The organism is Streptomyces sp. NPDC060366, from assembly GCF_042725135.1.
In the GTDB taxonomy this organism is placed as follows: Bacteria; Actinomycetota; Actinomycetes; order Streptomycetales; family Streptomycetaceae; genus Streptomyces.
This window is the reverse complement of sequence record NZ_JBHXDC010000014.1, coordinates 15,344-33,348: the sequence shown is the minus strand read 5'-3', so window position 1 is coordinate 33,348 and position 18,005 is coordinate 15,344. Positions and strand designations below refer to the sequence as shown.

The following is an 18,005-nucleotide window of genomic DNA, read 5'->3' as shown; positions in this document are numbered from 1 at the left end:
GATGGCTTCCACCGTCCTGGTCGTCACCGCGCTGGAAGACGTCACCGCGGACTGGGTCATCGACGCGCTGAACGAGCGTGAGGTGCCCGTCGCGCGTCTCGATCCCGCTGACATCGGGCCCGGCCTGACCTTCGGGTTTCGCATCGGTGCGGACAGCCCTGGGTGGGGTGGCCGACTGCGTACGGTGAGCCGGGAGGTGAAGCTTGGGGAGGTGGCGGCGGTGTACTACCGCCGCCCCACCCCGTACGCCGCGCGGTTCGAGCACCTGCCGCAGCAGCAGCGCGAGTTCGCCGCGACCGAGGCAAGGCATGGGCTCGGTGGCGTCCTGAACCACCTGCACGGCGCGATGTACGTCAACCACCCCTCGGCGGTGGCCCACGCCGACTTCAAGCCCTTACAACTCCAGCGGTTCATCGAGCTGGGCCTGACGATCCCGCCGACCCTTGTCACCAACGACGTCGAGGCGGCGCGGAAGTTCGCCGCCGAACACGAGCGCGTCATCTGCAAGACGTTCCGCGGCCTGCCCCCCGGCGGGGATGGGTACACCGGAGCGATCTGGGCCCAGCGCGTCGATCCGGATACCTTCGACGCCGCACTGGCGGTGACCGCACACCTTTTCCAGGCCGAAGTCCCCAAGACGGCCGATGCGCGGGTGACCGTGGTCGGCCGCCGGGTATTCGCCCAGCAGCTCGCCGCCCCGAACGGTGCCCTGGACTGGCGCAGAGGCGACTGGGACGAGCTGGTTCACGCCCCGATCACCGTCCCGTCCCCCATCGAGGCCGCCCTGCACAGCTATCTGGCGTCGTTCGGCCTGCTCTTCGGCTGCTTCGACTTCGCCCTGACCGGGGACGGGGACGACCCGGCGCACTGGACCGCGATCGAGTGCAATCCGAACGGCCAGTGGGGCTGGCTTCCGGACGCGCCGGCCATCACGACCGCGTTCGCCGACATCCTGAGCACGGAAGGAGGCGGCAGGCGATGACGATGCCCGCCGATCTGGAGAAGGACGCCTTGCTGCTGCGGGAAGCGATGGCGAAGGCCCTTGCCCAGGACGGTGTCCTTGCCGATCCGGCCTGGCGGCAGGCCGTGGAGACGGTGCCCAGGCACCGGTTCGTGCCAGGCTTCTATCTGCCCACCGTCGAACGGGACGGGCACGGGCTGACGGTGTGGGAGCCGGTCAGCGCCGCACTCGACCACGGTCGATGGCTGGCCACCGCGTACTCCGACACGACGCTCATCACGCAGTTCGACGGCGACGAACCCGACTGGACACAGCCGGCCGTACGCCACGGTGGAGCGCCGACCTCCTCTTCCACGCTGCCGTCCCTGGTCGTACGCATGTGGGCAGACGCCGAGATCGCCGAGGGGCACACGGTGTTGGAGATCGGCACCGGGACCGGCTATTCGACCGCGCTCGCCTGCGAACGGCTCGGCTCCCGCGACATCACTAGCATCGAGGTGGACCCGCGCCGACTGGAGACAGCCGCGAACGCGCTGTACGGGTGCGGCTACACCCCGACCCTCGCCGTGGCCGACGGACTGTACGGGTACTGGCCCGAGGCGAAGTTCGACCGGATCGTCGCCGCCTGCTCCTTCCGCGCCGTGCCCCCGAGCCTGCTCGCGCAGGCCCGTCCGGGCGGGAAGATTCTGCTCATCCTGTCGGGCTGGCTCTACGGGTACGCTCGTGTCCTGCTCGCCGTCGCCGAGGACGGCACAGCCGAGGGGCATCTGCTGGGCGGCACCGTGTCCTTCATGTCGGCCCGCGCGCACGCGGCTCCGGCATTCGGCAACCCCGCCCACTGGGCCGCGGGGCTGCCCGAGAAGTCCCGCAGCGCGCGGCACAGCCCCGAACGGGTCAGCGCCGCGACCGAGGAGGCGTTCCACCTGCGGTTCCTCGCCCAAAGCGCCGTGCCCGACGCCCAGATGACCACCGTCGGCGAGGTCGTGCACCTGATCGACGTCGTCACTGGCTCGGCCGCCACCCTCACCCCTGACGACGGTGCGTGGCAGGTACGCGAGGGCGGTCCGGTGAAGCTGTGGGAGTGCGTCGAGCGTGTCCTTGATGCCTACGACGCGGCCGACCGGCCGGGGCCGGAGACGTTCACGCTGCACGTGCACGACGGCGGGCAGCACCTGCGGCACCTGCGGATGCCCGGCCTGCCGTTACCCCGGCCCTGAGCACCGCTTGTCCGTCCGCTCCCGGTGCAGTCCGGAATCGGGTACGGCGCTGCTTCGGCGACGGCGAGGACGACGTGTACGAGATGTGGCTCGCCGACTGCATAGCCGAGGAGATCGCCGAGCAGATCAAGGCTCCATGATCGTCACGCCCCGCAACTCGCGGTGGAGGCGGGAGGCGGGCATGCCGGGGTGTGTCGTAGGGGTGAGTGCGTCGTGCCGGGAGGTGTGCCAGCCGTGTGACGGCGCCAAGTGGTTCACAGGGCGTATCGCCCCCACCGAACGGGCCGACGGCCCCGCCGTCCCAGGGGCGCCCCAGGTGCTCTGAGAGACTGGGGGGGATGACCGGAACCGTACCCACCTCGCCCCTTCGTGCCCGCGCCGAGATCGATCTCGGGGCGCTCCGCGGGAACGTCCGCGCCCTGCGGGCACGCCTCGCGCCCGGCGCCGGCCTCATGGCCGTCGTGAAGTCCGACGCCTACGGGCACGGCGCGCTGCCCTGCGCACGGGCCGCGCTCGACGCCGGGGCGGACTGGCTCGGGACCGCGACACCCCACGAGGCGCTCGCGCTGCGTGACGCCGGGATCCGGGCCCCGATCCTGTGCTGGCTGTGGACCCCCGGCGACCCCTGGCGCGAGGGCATCGAGGCCGGTCTCGACATGTCCGTGTCCGCGATGTGGGCCCTGCGCGAGGTGACCGAGGCCGCGCGGGAGGCCGGGCGGACCGCACGGATCCAGCTCAAGGCCGACACCGGGCTCGGCCGCAACGGGTGCCAGCCCGCCGACTGGCCCGAACTCGTCGCCGCCGCCCGCGCCGCCGAGGTCGCGGGCACCGTCCGCGTCACCGGCCTGTGGTCGCACTTCGCGTGCGCGGACGAGCCCGGCCACCCGTCGACCGCCGCGCAGCTCGATGTGTTCCACGAACTGGTCGCGTACGCCGAGAAGGCGGGTATCGAGCCCGAGGTCCGGCACATCGCGAACTCCCCGGCCGCCCTCACCCTCCCCGATTCGCACTTCGATCTCGTACGGACCGGCATCGCGCTCTACGGCATCTCCCCCAGCCCCGAACTGGGCAGCTCCGCCGACTTCGGGCTGCGGCCCGTGATGACGCTCGCCGCGTCCGTGGCCCTGGTGAAGCGGGTCCCCGAGGGACACGGCGTCAGTTACGGCCACCGGTACCGCACCTCCGCCGAGACGACCCTCGGCCTGATCCCCCTCGGGTACGCGGACGGCGTCCCGCGCCACGCGTCCGGCCGGGGCCCCGTGCTCGTCGGCGGGGCGGTGCGGCGGGTGGCCGGGCGGATCGCCATGGACCAGTTCGTGGTCGACCTCGGTAACGGCCCGGACGCCGACGCCGTCCAGGAGGGCGCGCCCGCCGTCCTGTTCGGGCCCGGGGACAGGGGTGAGCCGACCGCCGCCGACTGGGCCGAGGCGGCCGACACCATCGCGTACGAGATCGTGACCCGTATCGGTCCCCGCGTTCCCCGCGTCTATGTGGACGGGGCGGATGGGCATGAAGAGGGTGTCGGCGGAGACGGACGAGGAGCGGGACGTTGAGCGAGAGCAGAGCGGGGGACCTGGCGTCGGCCGCCGCGAAGGCGGCCGACGCCGCCAACGGCGCGGGCAACTGGCGGCTGGCCGGTATCGCGGGCACGGCGATAGGCGTGATCGCCGCCGGCGCCGCCGCGGGCGTCGCCATCGAGCGGCTGACCGTGGGCCGCGGCATACGGAAGAAGGCCCGGCTCGCACTCGACTCGGCGGGTCCGTACGGCGCGCTGCGCGGCACCCCCGGTACGGCCGTCGCCGACGACGGCACCGAGTTGTACTTCGAGGTCGACGACATCGACCCGGAGACCGGCGCGGGCGCCCCGCGCCGCCGGCGGCTCTTCGGCCGCAAGGCCCCGGCGCCCGTCACCGTCGTCTTCAGCCACGGCTACTGCCTCAGCCAGGACTCCTGGCACTTCCAGCGTGCCGCGCTGCGCGGTCTGGTGCGGACCGTCTTCTGGGACCAGCGCAGCCACGGCCGCTCCGCCCGGGGCGCGGCGCAGCAGGGCCCGGACGGCGTGCCCGTCTCGATCGACCAGCTCGGCCGCGACCTCAGGGCGGTCATCGACGAGGCCGCGCCCGAGGGCCCCGTCGTCCTCGTCGGCCACTCCATGGGCGGTATGACGATGATGGCCCTCGCGGGCCACTGCCCCGAGCTCGTACGGGACCGGGTCGTCGGCGCCGCGTTCGTCGGGTCCTCCAGCGGCAGGCTCGGCGAGGTCAGCTTCGGGCTGCCGGTGGCGGGGGTGAACGCCGTACGCCGCGTACTTCCCGGCGTACTGAAGGCGCTCGGCTCGCAGACCGAACTGGTCGAGCGGGGCCGGCGGGCCACCGCCGATCTCTTCGCCGGGCTGATCAAGCGCTACTCGTTCAGCTCGAAGGACGTGGACCCGGCCGTCGCACGGTTCGCCGAGCGGCTGATCGAGGGGACCCCGATCGATGTGGTCGCGGAGTTCTACCCGGCGTTCACCGAGCACGACAAGTCGGACGCGCTGCCGGTCTTCATGGACATCCCGGTTCTGGTACTGGCCGGGGACCGCGATCTCGTCACCCCCAGCTCGCACAGCGAGGCCATCGCGGACCTGCTGCCGGACTCCGAGCTGGTGATCGTGCCCGACGCCGGCCATCTGGTGATGCTGGAGCATCCGGAGGCGGTCACCGACCGGCTCGCCGACCTGCTGGTACGGGTGGGCGCCGTCCCGGCAGCCACTAACGTGGGTTCGTATGGAAGCACCGCACAGCCCGGCAGCTGAGACCGGCGACCGCACGGCCGCGACGGCCCGTATCACCGCCCGTGTCACCGTCGACTCACCTGAACGCATGAGCGAGCTGGGCCGGAGGCTCGCCGCTCTGCTGCGCCCCGGCGACCTGGTGATGCTCACCGGCGAACTCGGCGCCGGGAAGACGACGTTGACCCGTGGACTGGGCGCCGGGCTCGGCGTACGCGGCGCGGTCACCTCGCCGACCTTCGTCATCGCGCGGGTGCACCCCTCCCTGACCTCGGGACCGCCGCTCGTGCACGTGGACGCCTACCGGCTCGGCGGCGGTCTGGACGAGATGGAGGATCTGGACCTCGACGTGTCGCTGCCGGACTCGGTGGTGGTCGTGGAGTGGGGCGACGGGAAGGTCGAGGAGCTGTCGGACGACCGGCTGCACGTGGTGATCGACCGTCTCGTGGGGGCCGTGGATCCGCTCGCCGCCGAGGACGACCGGCGTGAGGTCACCCTGACGGGCATCGGCGGACGCTGGTCGGGCGTCGACCTGGCCTCACTGGCCGTCTGAGACGTTCACCGCGACCGGGCGTCCGTGCTTTCCGACAAGACGTCGGTAAACTCTTGCGTGTGCCGTGCGGCCCGTGGTCACATGGTAAACGAGATTTGGTTAGGTCTACCTAACCAAGCTTGCCCCCGGAGCCTCAGGAGGCATCCATGCCGGCATCAGAGAGCACCGAAACGCGACCGTCGGAGCCGACGGTCCAGTCTCCCGATCCCTCGTCCGTGTCGATGAGCGATCTGCTGGCATCGTGCGCGGCGGCCAGCGCCCTATCGACCCCGCCGACCGAGATCCCGGCCGGGGTGCGCGAGGCCACGGACGCCGAGGACGCCGCGTAGCGCCGTACCGCGAAGCGTTACGGGGACCACGGGACTGCGGGACGCGACTACGGGCCTGCGGACTGCGGGACGCGACTACGGGACCACGACGATCTTCGATCCGACGGTTGTGAACGTCCACATCGCGTCGCCGTCCGCCGTCCTCATCCGCACGCCGCCCGTCTTCAGCGTCGGGTCCGGACTCGCCATCGATCCGTCGACCGCCGAGCTGAACCCGATCGCGACCTGGTCCACGCTCGCGAACCGCACCACGTGCTCGATGTCCACGCCGTCCGACCCGGTGACCTTCTCCGACCGCGACGTGACCTTGTACGTGCCGGGCGGCGGGCTCACCGTGCTCGGCATGACCACGAAGGTCCGCGGCTTCTGCCCCGGCCCGCCCGCCAGCCACACACGCTTGGCGTCCAGCGCGTAGACGACACGAATACCGGTGCCCGACTTCGCGGGCACCGCGTGCGCTTCCTTCGACTTCTCGGGTGCGGGGGAGGCGGAGGCCGAGGAGCTGGGCTTCTTCGGCCCCGCGAACCGGTCCGGCACGTTCGCCGACGCCTGGTACGCGAGGAAACCGACGCCGGCGACGGCCAACGCGGTGAGCCCGGCCACGAATCCCGAGCTGCTCCTGGACACCTTGATCCACCTCTCGTACGTACGTCTCGGTGGTGACGGTAGCAGCAGGCGGGAGAGGGGACAGGGCGCCGTGCCCGGTGCCGGGAGCCGTAGGCTGTTTGTGTGCTCCTGCTCGCCGTTGATACCGCCACGCCAGCCGTCACCGTCGCCCTCCACGACGGTGTCTCCGTCCTCGCCGCCGAGAGTCAGGTGGACGCGCGCCGGCACGGGGAACTGCTGCTGCCCGCCGTCGACCGCGTGCTCGCCGAGGCCGGTCTCGCGCTCGGCGCCGTGACGGACCTGGTCGTCGGTGTCGGCCCCGGCCCGTACACCGGACTGCGCGTCGGCCTCGTCACCGCCGCGGCCTTCGGCTCGACCCTCGGGGTGCCGGTCCACGGGCTGTGCACGCTGGACGGACTCGCGTACGCCGCCGGACTCGACGCGCCCTTCGTGGTCGCGACGGACGCGCGCCGCAAGGAGGTCTACTGGGCGCGGTACGCGGACTCCCGTACGCGGCTGACCGAGCCCGCGGTCGACCGGCCCGCCGACATCGCGGCGGAGCTGGCCGGACTGCCGGTCGTCGGAGCGGGCGGCGCGCTCTACCCGGACGCGTTCCCCGACGCCCGCACCCCCGGGCACCAGTCGGCCGCCGCGCTCGCGTCCCTCGCCGCGGAGAGACTCGCGGCGGGCGACACCGACGGCTTCCTGCCGCCGCTGCCGCTCTATCTGCGCCGCCCCGACGCGCAGGTGCCCAAGAACTACAAGGTGGTCACTCCCAAGTGATCGACGCCACCGACACGACCGAGCGGAGCGGCCGGAGCGGCCCCGCGCTGCGCGAGATGCGCTGGTGGGACATCGAGACCGTGCTCGCCCTGGAGTACGACCTGTTCCCCGAGGACGCCTGGTCGCCCGGCATGTTCTGGTCCGAGCTGGCCCACGCGCGCGGCCCGGCCGCCACCCGCCGCTACGTCGTCGCCGAGACCCCCGAGGGCCGGATCGTCGGCTACGCCGGACTCGCCGCCGCCGGCGGCCTCGGCGACGTACAGACCATCGGCGCCGCCCGTGACCAGTGGGGCACCGGGCTCGGCTCGCGACTGCTCACCGATCTTCTCCAGCACGCCACCGCCTTCGAGTGCGAGGAGGTGCTGCTCGAAGTACGGGTGGACAACCCCCGCGCGCAGAAGCTGTACGAGCGCTTCGGCTTCGAGCCCGTCGGCTTCCGCCGGGGCTACTACCAGCCGGGCAATGTCGACGCGCTCGTCATGCGCCTGTCGTTGCTGGAAGGCCCCCACGGACAAGGAAGAACTGAGATCCATGGCTGACGAACCTCTCGTCCTCGGCATCGAGACCTCGTGCGACGAGACGGGCGTGGGCATCGTCCGCGGTACGACCCTGCTCGCCGACGCCATCGCCTCCAGCGTCGACGAGCACGCCCGCTTCGGCGGCGTCGTCCCCGAGGTCGCCTCCCGCGCGCACCTGGAGGCGATGGTGCCGACCGTCGAGCGCGCCCTGAAGGAGGCGGGGGTGAGCGCCCGCGACCTCGACGGGATCGCCGTCACGGCCGGCCCCGGACTGGCCGGCGCGCTGCTGGTCGGGGTGTCGGCGGCGAAGGCGTACGCGTACGCGCTCGGCAAACCGCTCTACGGCGTGAACCACCTCGCCTCGCACATCTGCGTCGACCAGCTGGAACACGGGCCGCTGCCCGAGCCGACGATGGCGCTGCTCGTCAGCGGCGGGCACTCGTCGCTGCTGCTCGCGCCGGACATCACCGCCGACGTACGCCCCATGGGCGCGACCATCGACGACGCGGCGGGCGAGGCCTTCGACAAGATCGCGCGCGTGCTCCAACTCGGCTTCCCCGGCGGCCCGGTGATCGACCGGCTCGCACGCGAGGGCGACCCCGGGTCGATCGCCTTCCCGCGCGGACTGACCGGTCCGCGCGACGCGCCGTACGACTTCTCCTTCTCCGGGCTCAAGACGTCCGTCGCCCGCTGGATCGAGGCCAAGCGTGCGGCGGGCGAGGACGTGCCCGTACGGGACGTGGCCGCGTCCTTCCAGGAGGCGGTGGTGGACGTACTGACGCGAAAGGCCGTACGCGCCTGCAAGGACGAGGGCGTCGACCACCTGATGATCGGCGGCGGCGTCGCCGCCAACTCCCGGCTGCGCGCGCTGGCCGCCGAGCGGTGCGAGCGGGCGGGCATCCGGCTGCGGGTGCCCCGGCCCGGTCTGTGCACCGACAACGGCGCGATGGTCGCGGCGCTCGGTGCGGAGATGGTGGCGCGCGGCCGGCCCGCGTCGGACTGGGACCTGTCGGCGGACTCCTCGCTGCCGGTGACCGAGACGCACGTACCGGGCCAGGGCCACGCGCACGACCACGACCATGTGCACGAGGTCAGCAAGGACAACCTCTACTCATGACCGTCGCGCTGATGTGGGAGGCCAAGGCCGCGCCGGGGAAGGGCGCCGAGCTGCTGGCGTGGGCACGGTCGCGGGCTCTCGCCCCGGCCCCCGAACGCCGCGAGACGCTCACCGCGCCGGGCGGCCGGGTGCTGGTGATGACCTGGTGGGACGCCCCGTACGACGCGGACCTGCCCGAGATCCCGGCCCCGGCCGACGAGTTGGTGGCCCGCCCGGTGCACCGCTGGCGGTTCGAGACGGCGGAGTAGCGGCCGGGCCCGTCCGGTCACGGGAAGCGGACGGTGACCGTGAGGCCGCCCGGCCGCCCCGGTTCGGCCGTGGCCTCGGTTCCGTGGGCCTCGGCGATGGAGCGGACGATGGCGAGGCCGAGCCCGTGGCCCGTGGTGCCGGTGCGGTCCCGGGCGAGGCGGCGGAACGGCTTGAACAGGCTCGGGACCCGGTCGGCGGGAACGGTGGGCCCGGTGTTGGTCACGGTGAGCGTGCGGCCTTCGAGCCGTACGCTGACCCGGCCGCCCGCATGGTTGTACTGAATGGCGTTGCCGACGAGGTTCGTCAGCAGGTGGCGCAGCAGCAGAGGATCTCCGAGGACGGTCAGTGGCCGGTCCCGGTCCGACGTCACCGCCACCTCCACCCGCTCCTCCCGGGCCCGCGGGGCGAGTTCGGCCGCCACCAGCCGGGCGGTGGCCGACAGATCCACGGTCTCGGTCTCCTCCACGCCCCGGTCGCTGCGGGCGAGCAGCAGCAGCGAGGTGATCAGTTGCTCGGCTTCGCGGTTGGCGGCGAGCAGGTCCTCGCGCACTTCGGCGAGGCCGTCGGGGAGAGGGTCGGCGAGACCCACCTCCAGGCTGGTGCGCTGGACCGCGAGGGGGGTCCTGAGCTCGTGGGAGGCGTTGGCGACGAAGCGCCGCTGGCTCTCGAACGATTTCTCCAGCCGGTCGAGCATGGTGTCGAAGGTGTCGGCGAGACGGTGGAGTTCGTCGTCGGGGCCGGTGAGAGCGAGCCTCTGGTGCAGGTTCTGTTCGCCGATGCGCCGGGCCGCCTCCGTCATCGCGGAGACCGGCCTGAGCGCCCGCCCGGCCAGCCACCAGCCGAGCAGGCCGGCCAGCAGCGCCATGACGAGCAGTCCGACGGCCGACCAGAGGACCATCTGCCGCAGGGCGGTGTCCTGCACGGCCTGTACGGTCCAGTCGATCTGCCGGATCGCCGCGAAGTCGTCGCCGTTCCCGGCCGGCTGCCGGGTGGTTCCCCCGGAGGGCAGGGGCCGCGTGGGGGAGAACTCGCCGCTGCCCGACCAGTCGCCCTTCGTGACCTCGATGCCCCGGACCTGTTCGGCCGTCCCGTAACGGGCGAGCAGCACCACGAACGCCAGCAGCGCCGCGCCCGTCAGCAGGAAGACCGCGGAGATGGCCGCGGCGAGCCGGGCACGGAACGGCATGCCCCGCAGCAGCGTCCGCGGGCTCAGTCGCACAGCCGGTACCCCTGCCCCTTGTCGGCGGTGATGAGGACGGGGTCGCCCAGTTTGCGGCGCAGCCGGCTGACGGCGGCCCGTACCGCGCCGGTACGCGGGTCGAGGTGCTCGTCCCACACGGTCCGCACGAGTTCGTCGTGCGGCACCGCCGCGCCCCGCGCCTCCATCAGCAGTTGCAGGACCGCGAACTCCTTGGGGGTCAGTTCCAGCGGCCGGCCGTCCACGGACACCTCGCGCCGGGCCCGGTCCAGGGTGATGCCTTCGTGCCGCAGCGCGACCGGTGGCTCCTTGGGCGCCCGGCGGCTGAGCGCCCGTACCCGGGCGACCAGTTCGGCGAAGTCGAAGGGCTTGGCCAGATAGTCGTCGGCGCCCAGAGCCGTCAGCCCGTAGACCTTGTCCGTGATCTCACCGGCCGCGGTCAGCATCAGGATCCGCGGCGGACGGTTGAGTTCGCGCAGCCGTCGGCACACCTCGTCGCCGGTCATGACTGGCAGATCCCGGTCGAGGATCAGTACGTCGTAGTCGGTGAGCAGGCACATCCGCTCGGCCTCGTCACCGGAGCCGGCGACATCGACGGCCATCGCCTGCCGGCGCAGACCGGTGGCGATCGTACGCGCGAGGATGTGATGGTCCTCGGCTACCAGAACTCTCATGAGCCCCATGCAACATGGCGCGGCATTGCGGCGGGATAAGGACTCCGGAGCGGCACGCTCCCGGCATCGCGGGGACGGCGTCCTTATGGCCCCGTAACGCGCTTATCCCGCCGCACAGAGCGCCCTGCTTCTGTCGGGGCCATGAACTTCGTCAAGCGCGCCGGGATGAGCCTGCGTGCCAGGAGAGCCAGGACCGCGGTCCTGCTGGGGATCTTCGTCGTCATCTGCACCCTGCTGCTCGGCGGCTTCCTGCTGCAAGGCGCCACCGCCCGTCAGGAGGCGGACGCGGGGCGGACGATCGGCGTCGATGTGACGCTGAAGGCCAAGGGCCTCACCCCGGCGCTGGCGGACCGGCTCGGCTCGTCGCCGCAGGTGCACCGGTACAACCCGCGGCTCGCGCTCGACGCCCGGGTCCGCGGCATCGAGCCGCTGGAGTCCGGCGTACCGAGGCCGGGCGGCGAGCGCGCCGACGCGCGGACACGGCCGTCCCTGGCGCTGAACGGCGTACGGGACTCGGGGCTGCTGCTGCCTTTCTCGTACGGCTCGAACAAGATCACGTCGGGGCGTGGGATCACCCCCGAGGACGCCGGCCGGGGGGTCGCCGTGGTGGAGCGCCGGCTGGCGGAGAAGAACGGCCTCGAGGTCGGTGACACCTTCCGGGCGCTGTCCGCCGACGGGAAGCGCACCGTGCGGCTCACGGTCGTCGGGATCTCTCAGGACTCGACGCCCGATCCGGCGAGGTGGACGCCGCCGCATCAGCTGCCCGGCAACGCGCTCCACGTACCGGTCCGCGCGGTCCAGCGGTTGAGCCCCGGCCAGGCGGACCTCGCCGAAGCGGTCTTCAGGATCGGCTCACCGGAACAGGCCGAACCTCTGCACGCCGAGGCCCGGCGGCTGCTGGGGACGGGGTCGTTCGACTTCCGCGTCAACGACAAGGCGTACAAGGACCAGGTCCGCCCGATCCAGCGGGTCGGCACCTTCGCGGGGCTGGTCCTCTGGCTCATCACCGTGGCCGGCGCGCTGATTCTCGGGCTCATCGTGATGCTCCAGATCCGGGAGCGCCGCGACGAGCTCGGCATGCTTCTGGCGCTGGGCGAGAAGAAGTGGAAGCTCATCGGCCAGCACACCGTGGAAGTGGCCGCCGTCGCCCTGCCCGCCGTGGCCGTCGCCGCTCTGGCCGGTCAGGTCACCGCGCAGCGGGCGGGCGACGCGCTGCTGGGTCGCCAGGAGCCGGCCGCTTCCCTGCGGCCCAACTCCCCGGAGCTACCGGCCGATTCGCCCGAGATGCGGGTCCAGGCCTCCGATCTCGGCAAGGTCGCGGGCATCGGCCTCGGGATCTCGCTGGTCTCCACCCTCGTCCCCGGCATCGGCATTCTCCGCCTCCACCCCCGCTCCATCCTCACCGACAGCGAATAGATGCCGCACCGGCGGCGGACAAGCGCCGCACCGGCACGGATCCGCACCGACGAACGCCGACGAACACAGACCGAGAGAGCCGACCGATATGAACTTCGTCAAACGCGCGGGACTCAGCCTGTGGTCCCGCAGGGGAAAGACCCTGATCACCCTGTGCACCTTCCTCGTCATCTCCGTGATGGTGCTGGCCGGCGTACTGATCAAGGACGCGACCGCCCGGGCCGAGACCGAGGCCAAGCGCTCGGTGGGCGCCGAGGTCAACCTGGAGATGGACCCGGAAGGGCTGAGCGCAGGTGGTGGTCTCATGGCCCCTCGGATCAGCGCCACGGCGGTCGACAAGCTGGGCGCCTCCGAGCTGGTCCAGAAGTACAACTACTCGATGTTCGACCGGGGCATCGTCAAGGGCGACACCGAACTGGTCACCGGGGGCGCGGACAGCGCCGCCTCGGGCATGGGGCCCGGTGGCACCGCGACCGTCGGACTCCTCGACTCCGCACTGCTGCCCGACTTCCGCAGCGGCAACTTCAAGCTGCTGTCCGGCGCGCACATCACCGCCGCCGACATGGACAAGCGCCTGCTGCTGATCGAGGAACGCCTCGCCCGGAAGAACGGGCTCGGGACCGGCGACAAGATCACCCTCGGGGCGAACGAGGGCAAGGCCACGGCCGAGTTCACCGTGGCAGGTGTCTACCAGGACCCGCGTCCCGGTTCCGAGCCCGATCCGGAGTACTTCACCAACCCGGCCAACACGCTGTACGCGTCCGTGGGCGGCTTCACCGAGCTCAACGGCGCCGGGGACGGGCCCCCGCAGGCCGGCAAGGCGACCTTCCTCCTCAAGAACGCCGACGACCTGGAGAAGTTCAAGGAGGAGGCCGAGCGGGTCGCGGGATCCGCGCTCGACGGGTTCCGGCTGGCCGCGAACGACAAGGCGATCCGGCAGATGACGGGCCCACTGGACAGCATCACGTCCACCGCCACCGTCGCGATGTGGCTGACGGGCATCGCGGGCGCCGCCGTCCTCGCCCTCCTCGTCAACCTCGCCGTCAAGCAGCGCCGCAAGGAGTACGGCGTACTGCTGGCCTTGGGTGAGAGGAAGTGGAAACTCATCGCCCAGCAGGCGCTGGAACTCGTCGCGGTCGCGGCCCTCGCCATCGGCCTGAGCTCCCTGTTCACCCAGAGCCTCACCCAGAGCGCGAGCCGGTCGCTGCTCGGCCAGGAGGCCGCGGCGGCCCAGCGCAAGCTCGATTCCTGGCAGCCGCCCGCTCCCGGCAGCACCGGCATCGACCAGGGCATCGACCCGAACGACAGGCCGGTGGAGAACGCCGACCCCATCGACAGGATCGATGTGCGCCTCTCCCCGGCGGCCGTCGCCACCGTGGGCGGCGTCGGCCTCGGTATCGGCCTGCTGGCCACCGCGATCCCGGCCGCCTCCGTACTGCGTCTGAGCCCCCGCACCATCCTTACGAAGGGCAAGTGACAGCCACCATGACCAGCGCCACCGAAACCCCGCCCGTCCTGAAGCTCGACGGTGTCATCCACACCTACGCCGGCCAGCGCCGCAGGACCACCGTGCTCAAGAACATCGACTACGGCTTCCGGCGCGGCACCTTCTACACGATCCTGGGGCCCTCGGGCAGCGGCAAGACCACTCTGCTCAGCCTCGCCAGCGGCCTCGACGTACCCACTCGGGGCACCATCAGCTTCGACGGCCAGGACCTGACGCGACTGGGCCTCGGCCGCTACCGGAACAAGCACGCCGCCACGATCTTCCAGCACTACAACCTGCTCACCTATATGACCGCCCTCCAGAACGTCACCACGGCGATGGAGATCACCGGAGTGAAGCCGGCCCGTGGCGGCCGCAGGGCACACGCTCTGGAACTCCTGGCGCGCGTCGGCCTCGACAAGGACACGGCCACCCGCAACGTCATGCGGCTCTCCGGCGGCCAGCAGCAGCGCGTCGCCATCACCCGCGCCCTGGCCTGCGACGTCGACATACTCTTCGCCGACGAACCCACCGGAAACCTCGACGAGGACACCGCCCAGGGCATCATCGACATCTTCCGCGAACTGGCCCACGAACAGGACAAGTGCGTCGTGGTCGTCACCCACTCCCAGCACCTGGCCGCCCAGTCCGATCGCGTCCTCACCCTGCGCAAGGGCAAGCTCGCGGACGAGGTGGGACCACGATGAGAGGTTCCGGGAGGAGCCCCGGGAAGAGACCCGACACGAGATCCGGGAAACTTCCGGGAAAAGTCGCGGCGTGTGTCGATCCGGGCCCCGCCCGTTCGACGCAAGGGTGAGAGGCGGGGAACATCCCGCCCGCACGCACACCGAGGAGTCACCATGCCGCGCTATCTGACCACCATCCACCTGGACGAGAACAACGTTCCTTCCGACGGCCCCAGCCCCGAACTGATGGACCGCATGGGCGCGCTCATCGAAGAGATGAACAAGGCCGGGGTGATGCTGGAGACCGCCGGGCTCACGCCGTCCGCGCAGGGCACCCGCGTCCTGTGGTCCGGCGGGAAGATCTCCGTCACCGACGGGCCCTTCACCGAGGCCAAGGAGGTCATCGGCGGGTACTCGATCCTCCAGGCCAAGAACCAGGCCGAGGCCGTCGAATGGAGCAAGCGGTTCCTCCAGATCCACGAGGACACCTGGACGATCTCGGTCCAGGTGCGCGAGATCGGCGAGTAACCGCCGGCCCGCGCGACGCTCCCGCGTTGGCGTCCGTCGGCCCCCGGTGTTCTGATGGGTGGCCGTGACGGCAGACAGCGGCAGCGCGGGCGCGGTGGAAGCGGTATTCAGGATCGAGCAGGCGAGGATCATCGCCGCCGTCGCGCGCGTCGTGCGGGACGTCGGCATCGCCGAGGAACTGGCGCAGGACGCCCTGGTCGCCGCGTTGGAGCAGTGGCCGGGGTCGGGCGTCCCGGACAGACCGGGAGCCTGGCTCATGGCCACGGCCAAGCACCGCGCCATCGACCTCGTACGCCGCCGCGAGACGTACAAACGCAAGCTCGCCGAGGTCGGCCGCACCCTGGAGGAGACGGCGCCGCCGCCCGAGCCGTCCGAGCCGGACGACATCGACGACGACCTGCTGCGGCTCGTCTTCGTCTCCTGCCACCCCGTGCTGTCCACCGAGGCGCGCGTCGCGCTCACCCTGCGGCTGCTCGGCGGACTCACCACCGACGAGATCGCCCGCGCCTATCTGGTGCCGGAGCCGACCGTCGCCCAGCGCATCGTGCGCGCCAAGCGCGCCCTCGCCAGAGAGGGCGTGCCCTTCGAGGTGCCGTACGGCGCGGAGCGCGACGCGCGCCTCGCGTCCGTGCTGGAGGTCATCTACCTCGTCTTCAACGAGGGCTACTCCGCCACCGCCGGGGACGACCTGCTGCGCCCCGGCCTCTGCGAGGACGCGCTGCGGCTCGCACGCGTACTGAGCGCGCTGATGCCCGACGAGCCCGAAGTGCACGCCCTGGCAGCCCTGTTGGAACTCCAGGCGTCCCGTACGGCCACCCGGACCGGACCCGACGGCGCGCCCGTCCTGCTCGCCGACCAGGACCGCTCGCGCTGGGACCGGCGGCTGATCCGGCGTGGCGTCGAGGCCCTGACCCGGGCGAGCACGCTGGACGGTGCCCCCGGTCCGTACGCCCTCCAGGCCGCGATCGCCGCGTGCCACGCGCGGGCGGCGACGTACGAGGACACGGACTGGGCCGCGATCGCCTCGCTGTACGGGCGTCTCGCCGCGCTCACCCCCTCGCCGGTCGTGGAGCTGAACCGCGCGGTCGCCGTCTCGATGGCCGAGGGGCCCGAGGCCGCCCTGGCGCTGGTCGACGCGCTGGCGGCGGAGCCCGCCCTCAAGGGCTACCACCTGCTGCCGAGCGTGCGCGGGGATCTGCTGGCCAGGCTGGGGCGTACGGAGGAGGCGCGGGCCGAGTTCGTACGGGCGGCCGGGCTGACCCGCAACGAACGCGAGCGCGTGCTGCTGGAGGAGCGGGCGGCCCGGACCGGGTGGGACGGGGCCGGGCAATAAGCTCGCCGCATGTCTCGCCGTGCACCCACGCTGCCACCGCCTCCGCCGCCCGTACACATACGCACCTGGCCCGACGACCAGGCTCTGCTCGCCGACCGCGCGGGCATCCTCGGCTGGCTCGTGGGGCGCAGCATGGGGTTCGCGCGGCTCGCGCAGTTCCTGCTGCTCGTCGCCGGGGTGCAGTTCGGCTGGCTGATGGCGGGCCAGGCGCTGCGGGCGCTGGCCGAGGAGGTCGTCGATCCGCTCGGCATGATCATGGGCGGGCTCCTCGCGGCCTTCGGTCTCGGCGTCATGACCGCCGCCGGGATCGTCCTCGGTCTGCTGCTGCGCCGGGACGGCGCGATGCGGAGTCTGACGCGCCAGTGGGCGGCGCTGGCGAGCGATCCGGTGCGCGACGCGCGCCTGCGGCTGCCGGGCGTGAGTCTGTGCTGGCTGTTGATCTCGTTCCTGGTCGGGGCGTTCGGTCTGTGGCTGTCCCTGGATACGCCCGCGACCGCGCGCCAGGGGCAGGACACGTACGCGGAGGTGGTGTACCTGATGGGCGCGGGCACCCTGTTCTGGATCGCCGGGCTGATCGGCGTCACGAAGGCCGTCGGACACTACCGGTGGGCCGTCCGGCTGGTCACGGCCAAGATCTCGCCGGGTGACCCGGCCGGGGTGGCGCCCGCCGGCTGATCCCGCCCGCCGGGCGGGGCCCGACCGTCCCACGGCTGCTGCTGCTCCGGACGTACGGGGTGGTCGCGGTGCTGGGGTGGGCCCTGTTCAGCCTGGGGCTCGGCGCCGTCGTGGACCGGAACGCGGACTACGTCACCGGACTGGTCGAACTGGTGCGGTCCAGCCCGGCTCCGCGCGCGTCGGAGAGACGGCGCATTTCGTCGGTACCGGGGTGATCGTGCTGGTCATCGGCGTGCTCGGCGCGGTGCGGGCGGTGGGCCGCCGGCGCTGGGCCGGGCGTGTACCGAGCCCCGTGCCCCCGCCGGGACCTGGCGGCGCCCACCGCTGAAACCACGAAAATCGTGGTATTTGGGGGACGCGAGTTATGTGTGTTGTCCCGATGTGTCCCGAAGTCGCCCCCCGCTCCCTGAGGCCGTTCCTACGCCACCCGTTCTATCCTGGGTGGAACGCATGCGCCATTTCATGGGGTGAAGGGGCGGCGGATGAACTGGCTCTGGTGGATATTCGTCTTCTTCATGGTCGGTGGCTTCAGCTGGGTCGCCGATACGGGCCGGACTGCGCTGCGCACCCGGCACGAGCGAAGAGTGGAGCGTCTCAAGCTCGTCGAGGGTGGCCGGCTCGCCCTGGAGGAGTCACACAAGCCGCCGGAGCCCGTCTGCGGGTGCACGCACCATCTCGCCAAGCATGACAAGCAGGGCAAGTGCCACGAGCGGGTGGAAGTGGCGACGGCCTGGGACGAGAACAAGAAACCGAAGCGGTACGAGCTCGCGCAGTGCAACTGTCAGCAGTACGTCGGCCCGCAGCCGCTCTCGCGGATCTACGCGGACGACATCACCGACCTGGACGCGGCGATCCTGGACGCCCAGCTCAAGGCCACCGAGCCGAAGAAGCCCGCCGAGCCGCAAA

The 18,005-nt window shown here is 71.8% G+C and carries 20 protein-coding genes and 1 pseudogene; 18 read left to right on the top strand and 3 right to left on the bottom strand.

Translation table 11 applies throughout. The annotated features are described in order from the left end of the window. The first annotated feature begins 1 nt into the window (after position 1). The 6 genes from tgmB to ACFWHU_RS28325 all read left to right on the top strand — a co-directional run bounded on the left by tgmB (position 2) and on the right by ACFWHU_RS28325 (position 5,830). Positions 2 to 982, top strand: coding sequence for an ATP-grasp ribosomal peptide maturase (tgmB, locus tag ACFWHU_RS28350; protein WP_387228264.1), 981 nt, complete (start codon positions 2 to 4; stop codon positions 980 to 982). After that, positions 979 to 2,178, top strand: coding sequence for an ATP-grasp peptide maturase system methyltransferase (gene tgmC / locus ACFWHU_RS28345; protein ID WP_387228262.1), 1,200 nt, complete (start codon positions 979 to 981; stop codon positions 2,176 to 2,178). The genes tgmB and tgmC overlap by 4 nt, the downstream gene beginning before the upstream one ends. A gap of 338 nt (positions 2,179 to 2,516) precedes the next feature. Continuing rightward, a complete protein-coding gene (gene alr / locus ACFWHU_RS28340; RefSeq protein WP_387228260.1) occupies positions 2,517 to 3,731 on the top strand; it encodes an alanine racemase in 1,215 nt (404 codons plus the stop codon). Beyond that, the gene (locus ACFWHU_RS28335; protein ID WP_387228258.1) at positions 3,728 to 4,972 is read left to right on the top strand and encodes an alpha/beta fold hydrolase; all 1,245 of its coding nucleotides are present in this window, start codon (positions 3,728 to 3,730) and stop codon (positions 4,970 to 4,972) included. Before alr ends, ACFWHU_RS28335 begins: the two co-directional genes overlap by 4 nt. Then, the gene (tsaE, locus tag ACFWHU_RS28330; protein ID WP_385791559.1) at positions 4,944 to 5,501 is read left to right on the top strand and encodes a tRNA (adenosine(37)-N6)-threonylcarbamoyltransferase complex ATPase subunit type 1 TsaE; all 558 of its coding nucleotides are present in this window, start codon (positions 4,944 to 4,946) and stop codon (positions 5,499 to 5,501) included. Before ACFWHU_RS28335 ends, tsaE begins: the two co-directional genes overlap by 29 nt. 146 nt (positions 5,502 to 5,647) lie before the next feature. Next, entirely contained in the window at positions 5,648 to 5,830 is a 183-nt protein-coding gene (locus tag ACFWHU_RS28325; RefSeq protein WP_387228255.1) for a hypothetical protein, read from the top strand. Between the two features lie 75 nt (positions 5,831 to 5,905). Here ACFWHU_RS28325 and ACFWHU_RS28320 read toward each other — a convergent pair whose 3' ends face one another. Beyond that, complete coding sequence (locus ACFWHU_RS28320; RefSeq protein ID WP_387228401.1) at positions 5,906 to 6,433, bottom strand: hypothetical protein; 528 nt, start codon at positions 6,431 to 6,433, stop codon at positions 5,906 to 5,908. 126 nt (positions 6,434 to 6,559) lie between these two features. On the opposite strand from ACFWHU_RS28320, the gene tsaB reads away from it, so the two are divergent. The 4 genes from tsaB to ACFWHU_RS28300 are packed head-to-tail and all read left to right on the top strand — an operon-like array spanning position 6,560 to position 9,102. Continuing rightward, complete coding sequence (gene tsaB, locus ACFWHU_RS28315; protein ID WP_385791555.1) at positions 6,560 to 7,219, top strand: tRNA (adenosine(37)-N6)-threonylcarbamoyltransferase complex dimerization subunit type 1 TsaB; 660 nt, start codon at positions 6,560 to 6,562, stop codon at positions 7,217 to 7,219. Between the two features lie 56 nt (positions 7,220 to 7,275). Further along, positions 7,276 to 7,758, top strand: a complete 483-nt coding sequence (gene rimI / locus ACFWHU_RS28310; protein ID WP_387228399.1) for a ribosomal protein S18-alanine N-acetyltransferase — start codon at positions 7,276 to 7,278, stop codon at positions 7,756 to 7,758. Next, on the top strand, positions 7,751 to 8,854 hold the full coding sequence (gene tsaD / locus ACFWHU_RS28305) for a tRNA (adenosine(37)-N6)-threonylcarbamoyltransferase complex transferase subunit TsaD (protein WP_385791553.1): 1,104 nt from the start codon (positions 7,751 to 7,753) through the stop codon (positions 8,852 to 8,854). Before rimI ends, tsaD begins: the two co-directional genes overlap by 8 nt. Next, positions 8,851 to 9,102 (top strand): hypothetical protein, encoded by a 252-nt coding sequence (locus ACFWHU_RS28300; protein WP_387228251.1) that lies wholly within the window; start codon positions 8,851 to 8,853, stop codon positions 9,100 to 9,102. The genes tsaD and ACFWHU_RS28300 overlap by 4 nt, the downstream gene beginning before the upstream one ends. Positions 9,103 to 9,119: 17 nt before the next feature. Here the strand turns inward: ACFWHU_RS28300 and ACFWHU_RS28295 are convergent, their stop codons facing one another. Beyond that, positions 9,120 to 10,322 carry a sensor histidine kinase gene (locus tag ACFWHU_RS28295; protein ID WP_387228249.1) on the bottom strand — a complete coding sequence of 401 codons (1,203 nt, stop codon included), beginning with the start codon at positions 10,320 to 10,322 and terminating at the stop codon, positions 9,120 to 9,122. Continuing rightward, the gene (locus tag ACFWHU_RS28290; RefSeq protein ID WP_385791547.1) at positions 10,313 to 10,975 is read right to left on the bottom strand and encodes a response regulator transcription factor; all 663 of its coding nucleotides are present in this window, start codon (positions 10,973 to 10,975) and stop codon (positions 10,313 to 10,315) included. The genes ACFWHU_RS28295 and ACFWHU_RS28290 overlap by 10 nt, the downstream gene beginning before the upstream one ends. Before the next feature lie 141 nt (positions 10,976 to 11,116). Between ACFWHU_RS28290 and ACFWHU_RS28285 the strand changes: the two genes are divergently transcribed. The 8 genes and pseudogenes from ACFWHU_RS28285 to ACFWHU_RS28250 all read left to right on the top strand — a co-directional run. Then, complete coding sequence (locus ACFWHU_RS28285) at positions 11,117 to 12,391, top strand: FtsX-like permease family protein (RefSeq protein WP_387228247.1); 1,275 nt, start codon at positions 11,117 to 11,119, stop codon at positions 12,389 to 12,391. 88 nt (positions 12,392 to 12,479) lie between these two features. Continuing rightward, on the top strand, positions 12,480 to 13,868 hold the full coding sequence (locus ACFWHU_RS28280) for an ABC transporter permease (protein ID WP_387228245.1): 1,389 nt from the start codon (positions 12,480 to 12,482) through the stop codon (positions 13,866 to 13,868). Next, positions 13,865 to 14,584, top strand: coding sequence for an ABC transporter ATP-binding protein (locus tag ACFWHU_RS28275; RefSeq protein ID WP_387228243.1), 720 nt, complete (start codon positions 13,865 to 13,867; stop codon positions 14,582 to 14,584). The genes ACFWHU_RS28280 and ACFWHU_RS28275 overlap by 4 nt, the downstream gene beginning before the upstream one ends. A gap of 153 nt (positions 14,585 to 14,737) precedes the next feature. Beyond that, positions 14,738 to 15,091, top strand: coding sequence for a YciI family protein (locus tag ACFWHU_RS28270; RefSeq protein ID WP_385791540.1), 354 nt, complete (start codon positions 14,738 to 14,740; stop codon positions 15,089 to 15,091). Between the two features lie 58 nt (positions 15,092 to 15,149). Further along, positions 15,150 to 16,424: an RNA polymerase sigma factor gene (locus tag ACFWHU_RS28265; protein WP_387228241.1), complete on the top strand. Its 1,275-nt coding sequence runs from the start codon at positions 15,150 to 15,152 to the stop codon at positions 16,422 to 16,424. A gap of 9 nt (positions 16,425 to 16,433) precedes the next feature. Then, complete coding sequence (locus ACFWHU_RS28260; protein ID WP_385791536.1) at positions 16,434 to 17,099, top strand: hypothetical protein; 666 nt, start codon at positions 16,434 to 16,436, stop codon at positions 17,097 to 17,099. Positions 17,100 to 17,167: 68 nt separating this feature from the next. Continuing rightward, entirely contained in the window at positions 17,168 to 17,314 is a 147-nt protein-coding gene (locus ACFWHU_RS28255; protein ID WP_387228238.1) for a hypothetical protein, read from the top strand. Positions 17,315 to 17,581: 267 nt separating this feature from the next. Next, positions 17,582 to 17,938 (top strand): annotated as a pseudogene (locus tag ACFWHU_RS28250) (hypothetical protein); the annotation flags it as partial. Positions 17,939 to 18,005 lie beyond the last annotated feature (67 nt).

Coding starts and splice junctions, on each gene's coding strand:
- tsaD (WP_385791553.1), top strand. CDS start 7,751: ATGGCTGACGAACCTCTCGTCCTCGGCATCGAGACCTCGTGCGACGAG.
- ACFWHU_RS28270 (WP_385791540.1), top strand. CDS start 14,738: ATGCCGCGCTATCTGACCACCATCCACCTGGACGAGAACAACGTTCCT.
- ACFWHU_RS28290 (WP_385791547.1), bottom strand. CDS start 10,975: ATGAGAGTTCTGGTAGCCGAGGACCATCACATCCTCGCGCGTACGATC.
- tgmC (WP_387228262.1), top strand. CDS start 979: ATGACGATGCCCGCCGATCTGGAGAAGGACGCCTTGCTGCTGCGGGAA.
- alr (WP_387228260.1), top strand. CDS start 2,517: ATGACCGGAACCGTACCCACCTCGCCCCTTCGTGCCCGCGCCGAGATC.
- ACFWHU_RS28280 (WP_387228245.1), top strand. CDS start 12,480: ATGAACTTCGTCAAACGCGCGGGACTCAGCCTGTGGTCCCGCAGGGGA.
- tgmB (WP_387228264.1), top strand. CDS start 2: ATGGCTTCCACCGTCCTGGTCGTCACCGCGCTGGAAGACGTCACCGCG.
- rimI (WP_387228399.1), top strand. CDS start 7,276: ATGCGCTGGTGGGACATCGAGACCGTGCTCGCCCTGGAGTACGACCTG.
- tsaE (WP_385791559.1), top strand. CDS start 4,944: ATGGAAGCACCGCACAGCCCGGCAGCTGAGACCGGCGACCGCACGGCC.
- ACFWHU_RS28325 (WP_387228255.1), top strand. CDS start 5,648: ATGCCGGCATCAGAGAGCACCGAAACGCGACCGTCGGAGCCGACGGTC.
- ACFWHU_RS28285 (WP_387228247.1), top strand. CDS start 11,117: ATGAACTTCGTCAAGCGCGCCGGGATGAGCCTGCGTGCCAGGAGAGCC.
- ACFWHU_RS28260 (WP_385791536.1), top strand. CDS start 16,434: ATGTCTCGCCGTGCACCCACGCTGCCACCGCCTCCGCCGCCCGTACAC.
- ACFWHU_RS28300 (WP_387228251.1), top strand. CDS start 8,851: ATGACCGTCGCGCTGATGTGGGAGGCCAAGGCCGCGCCGGGGAAGGGC.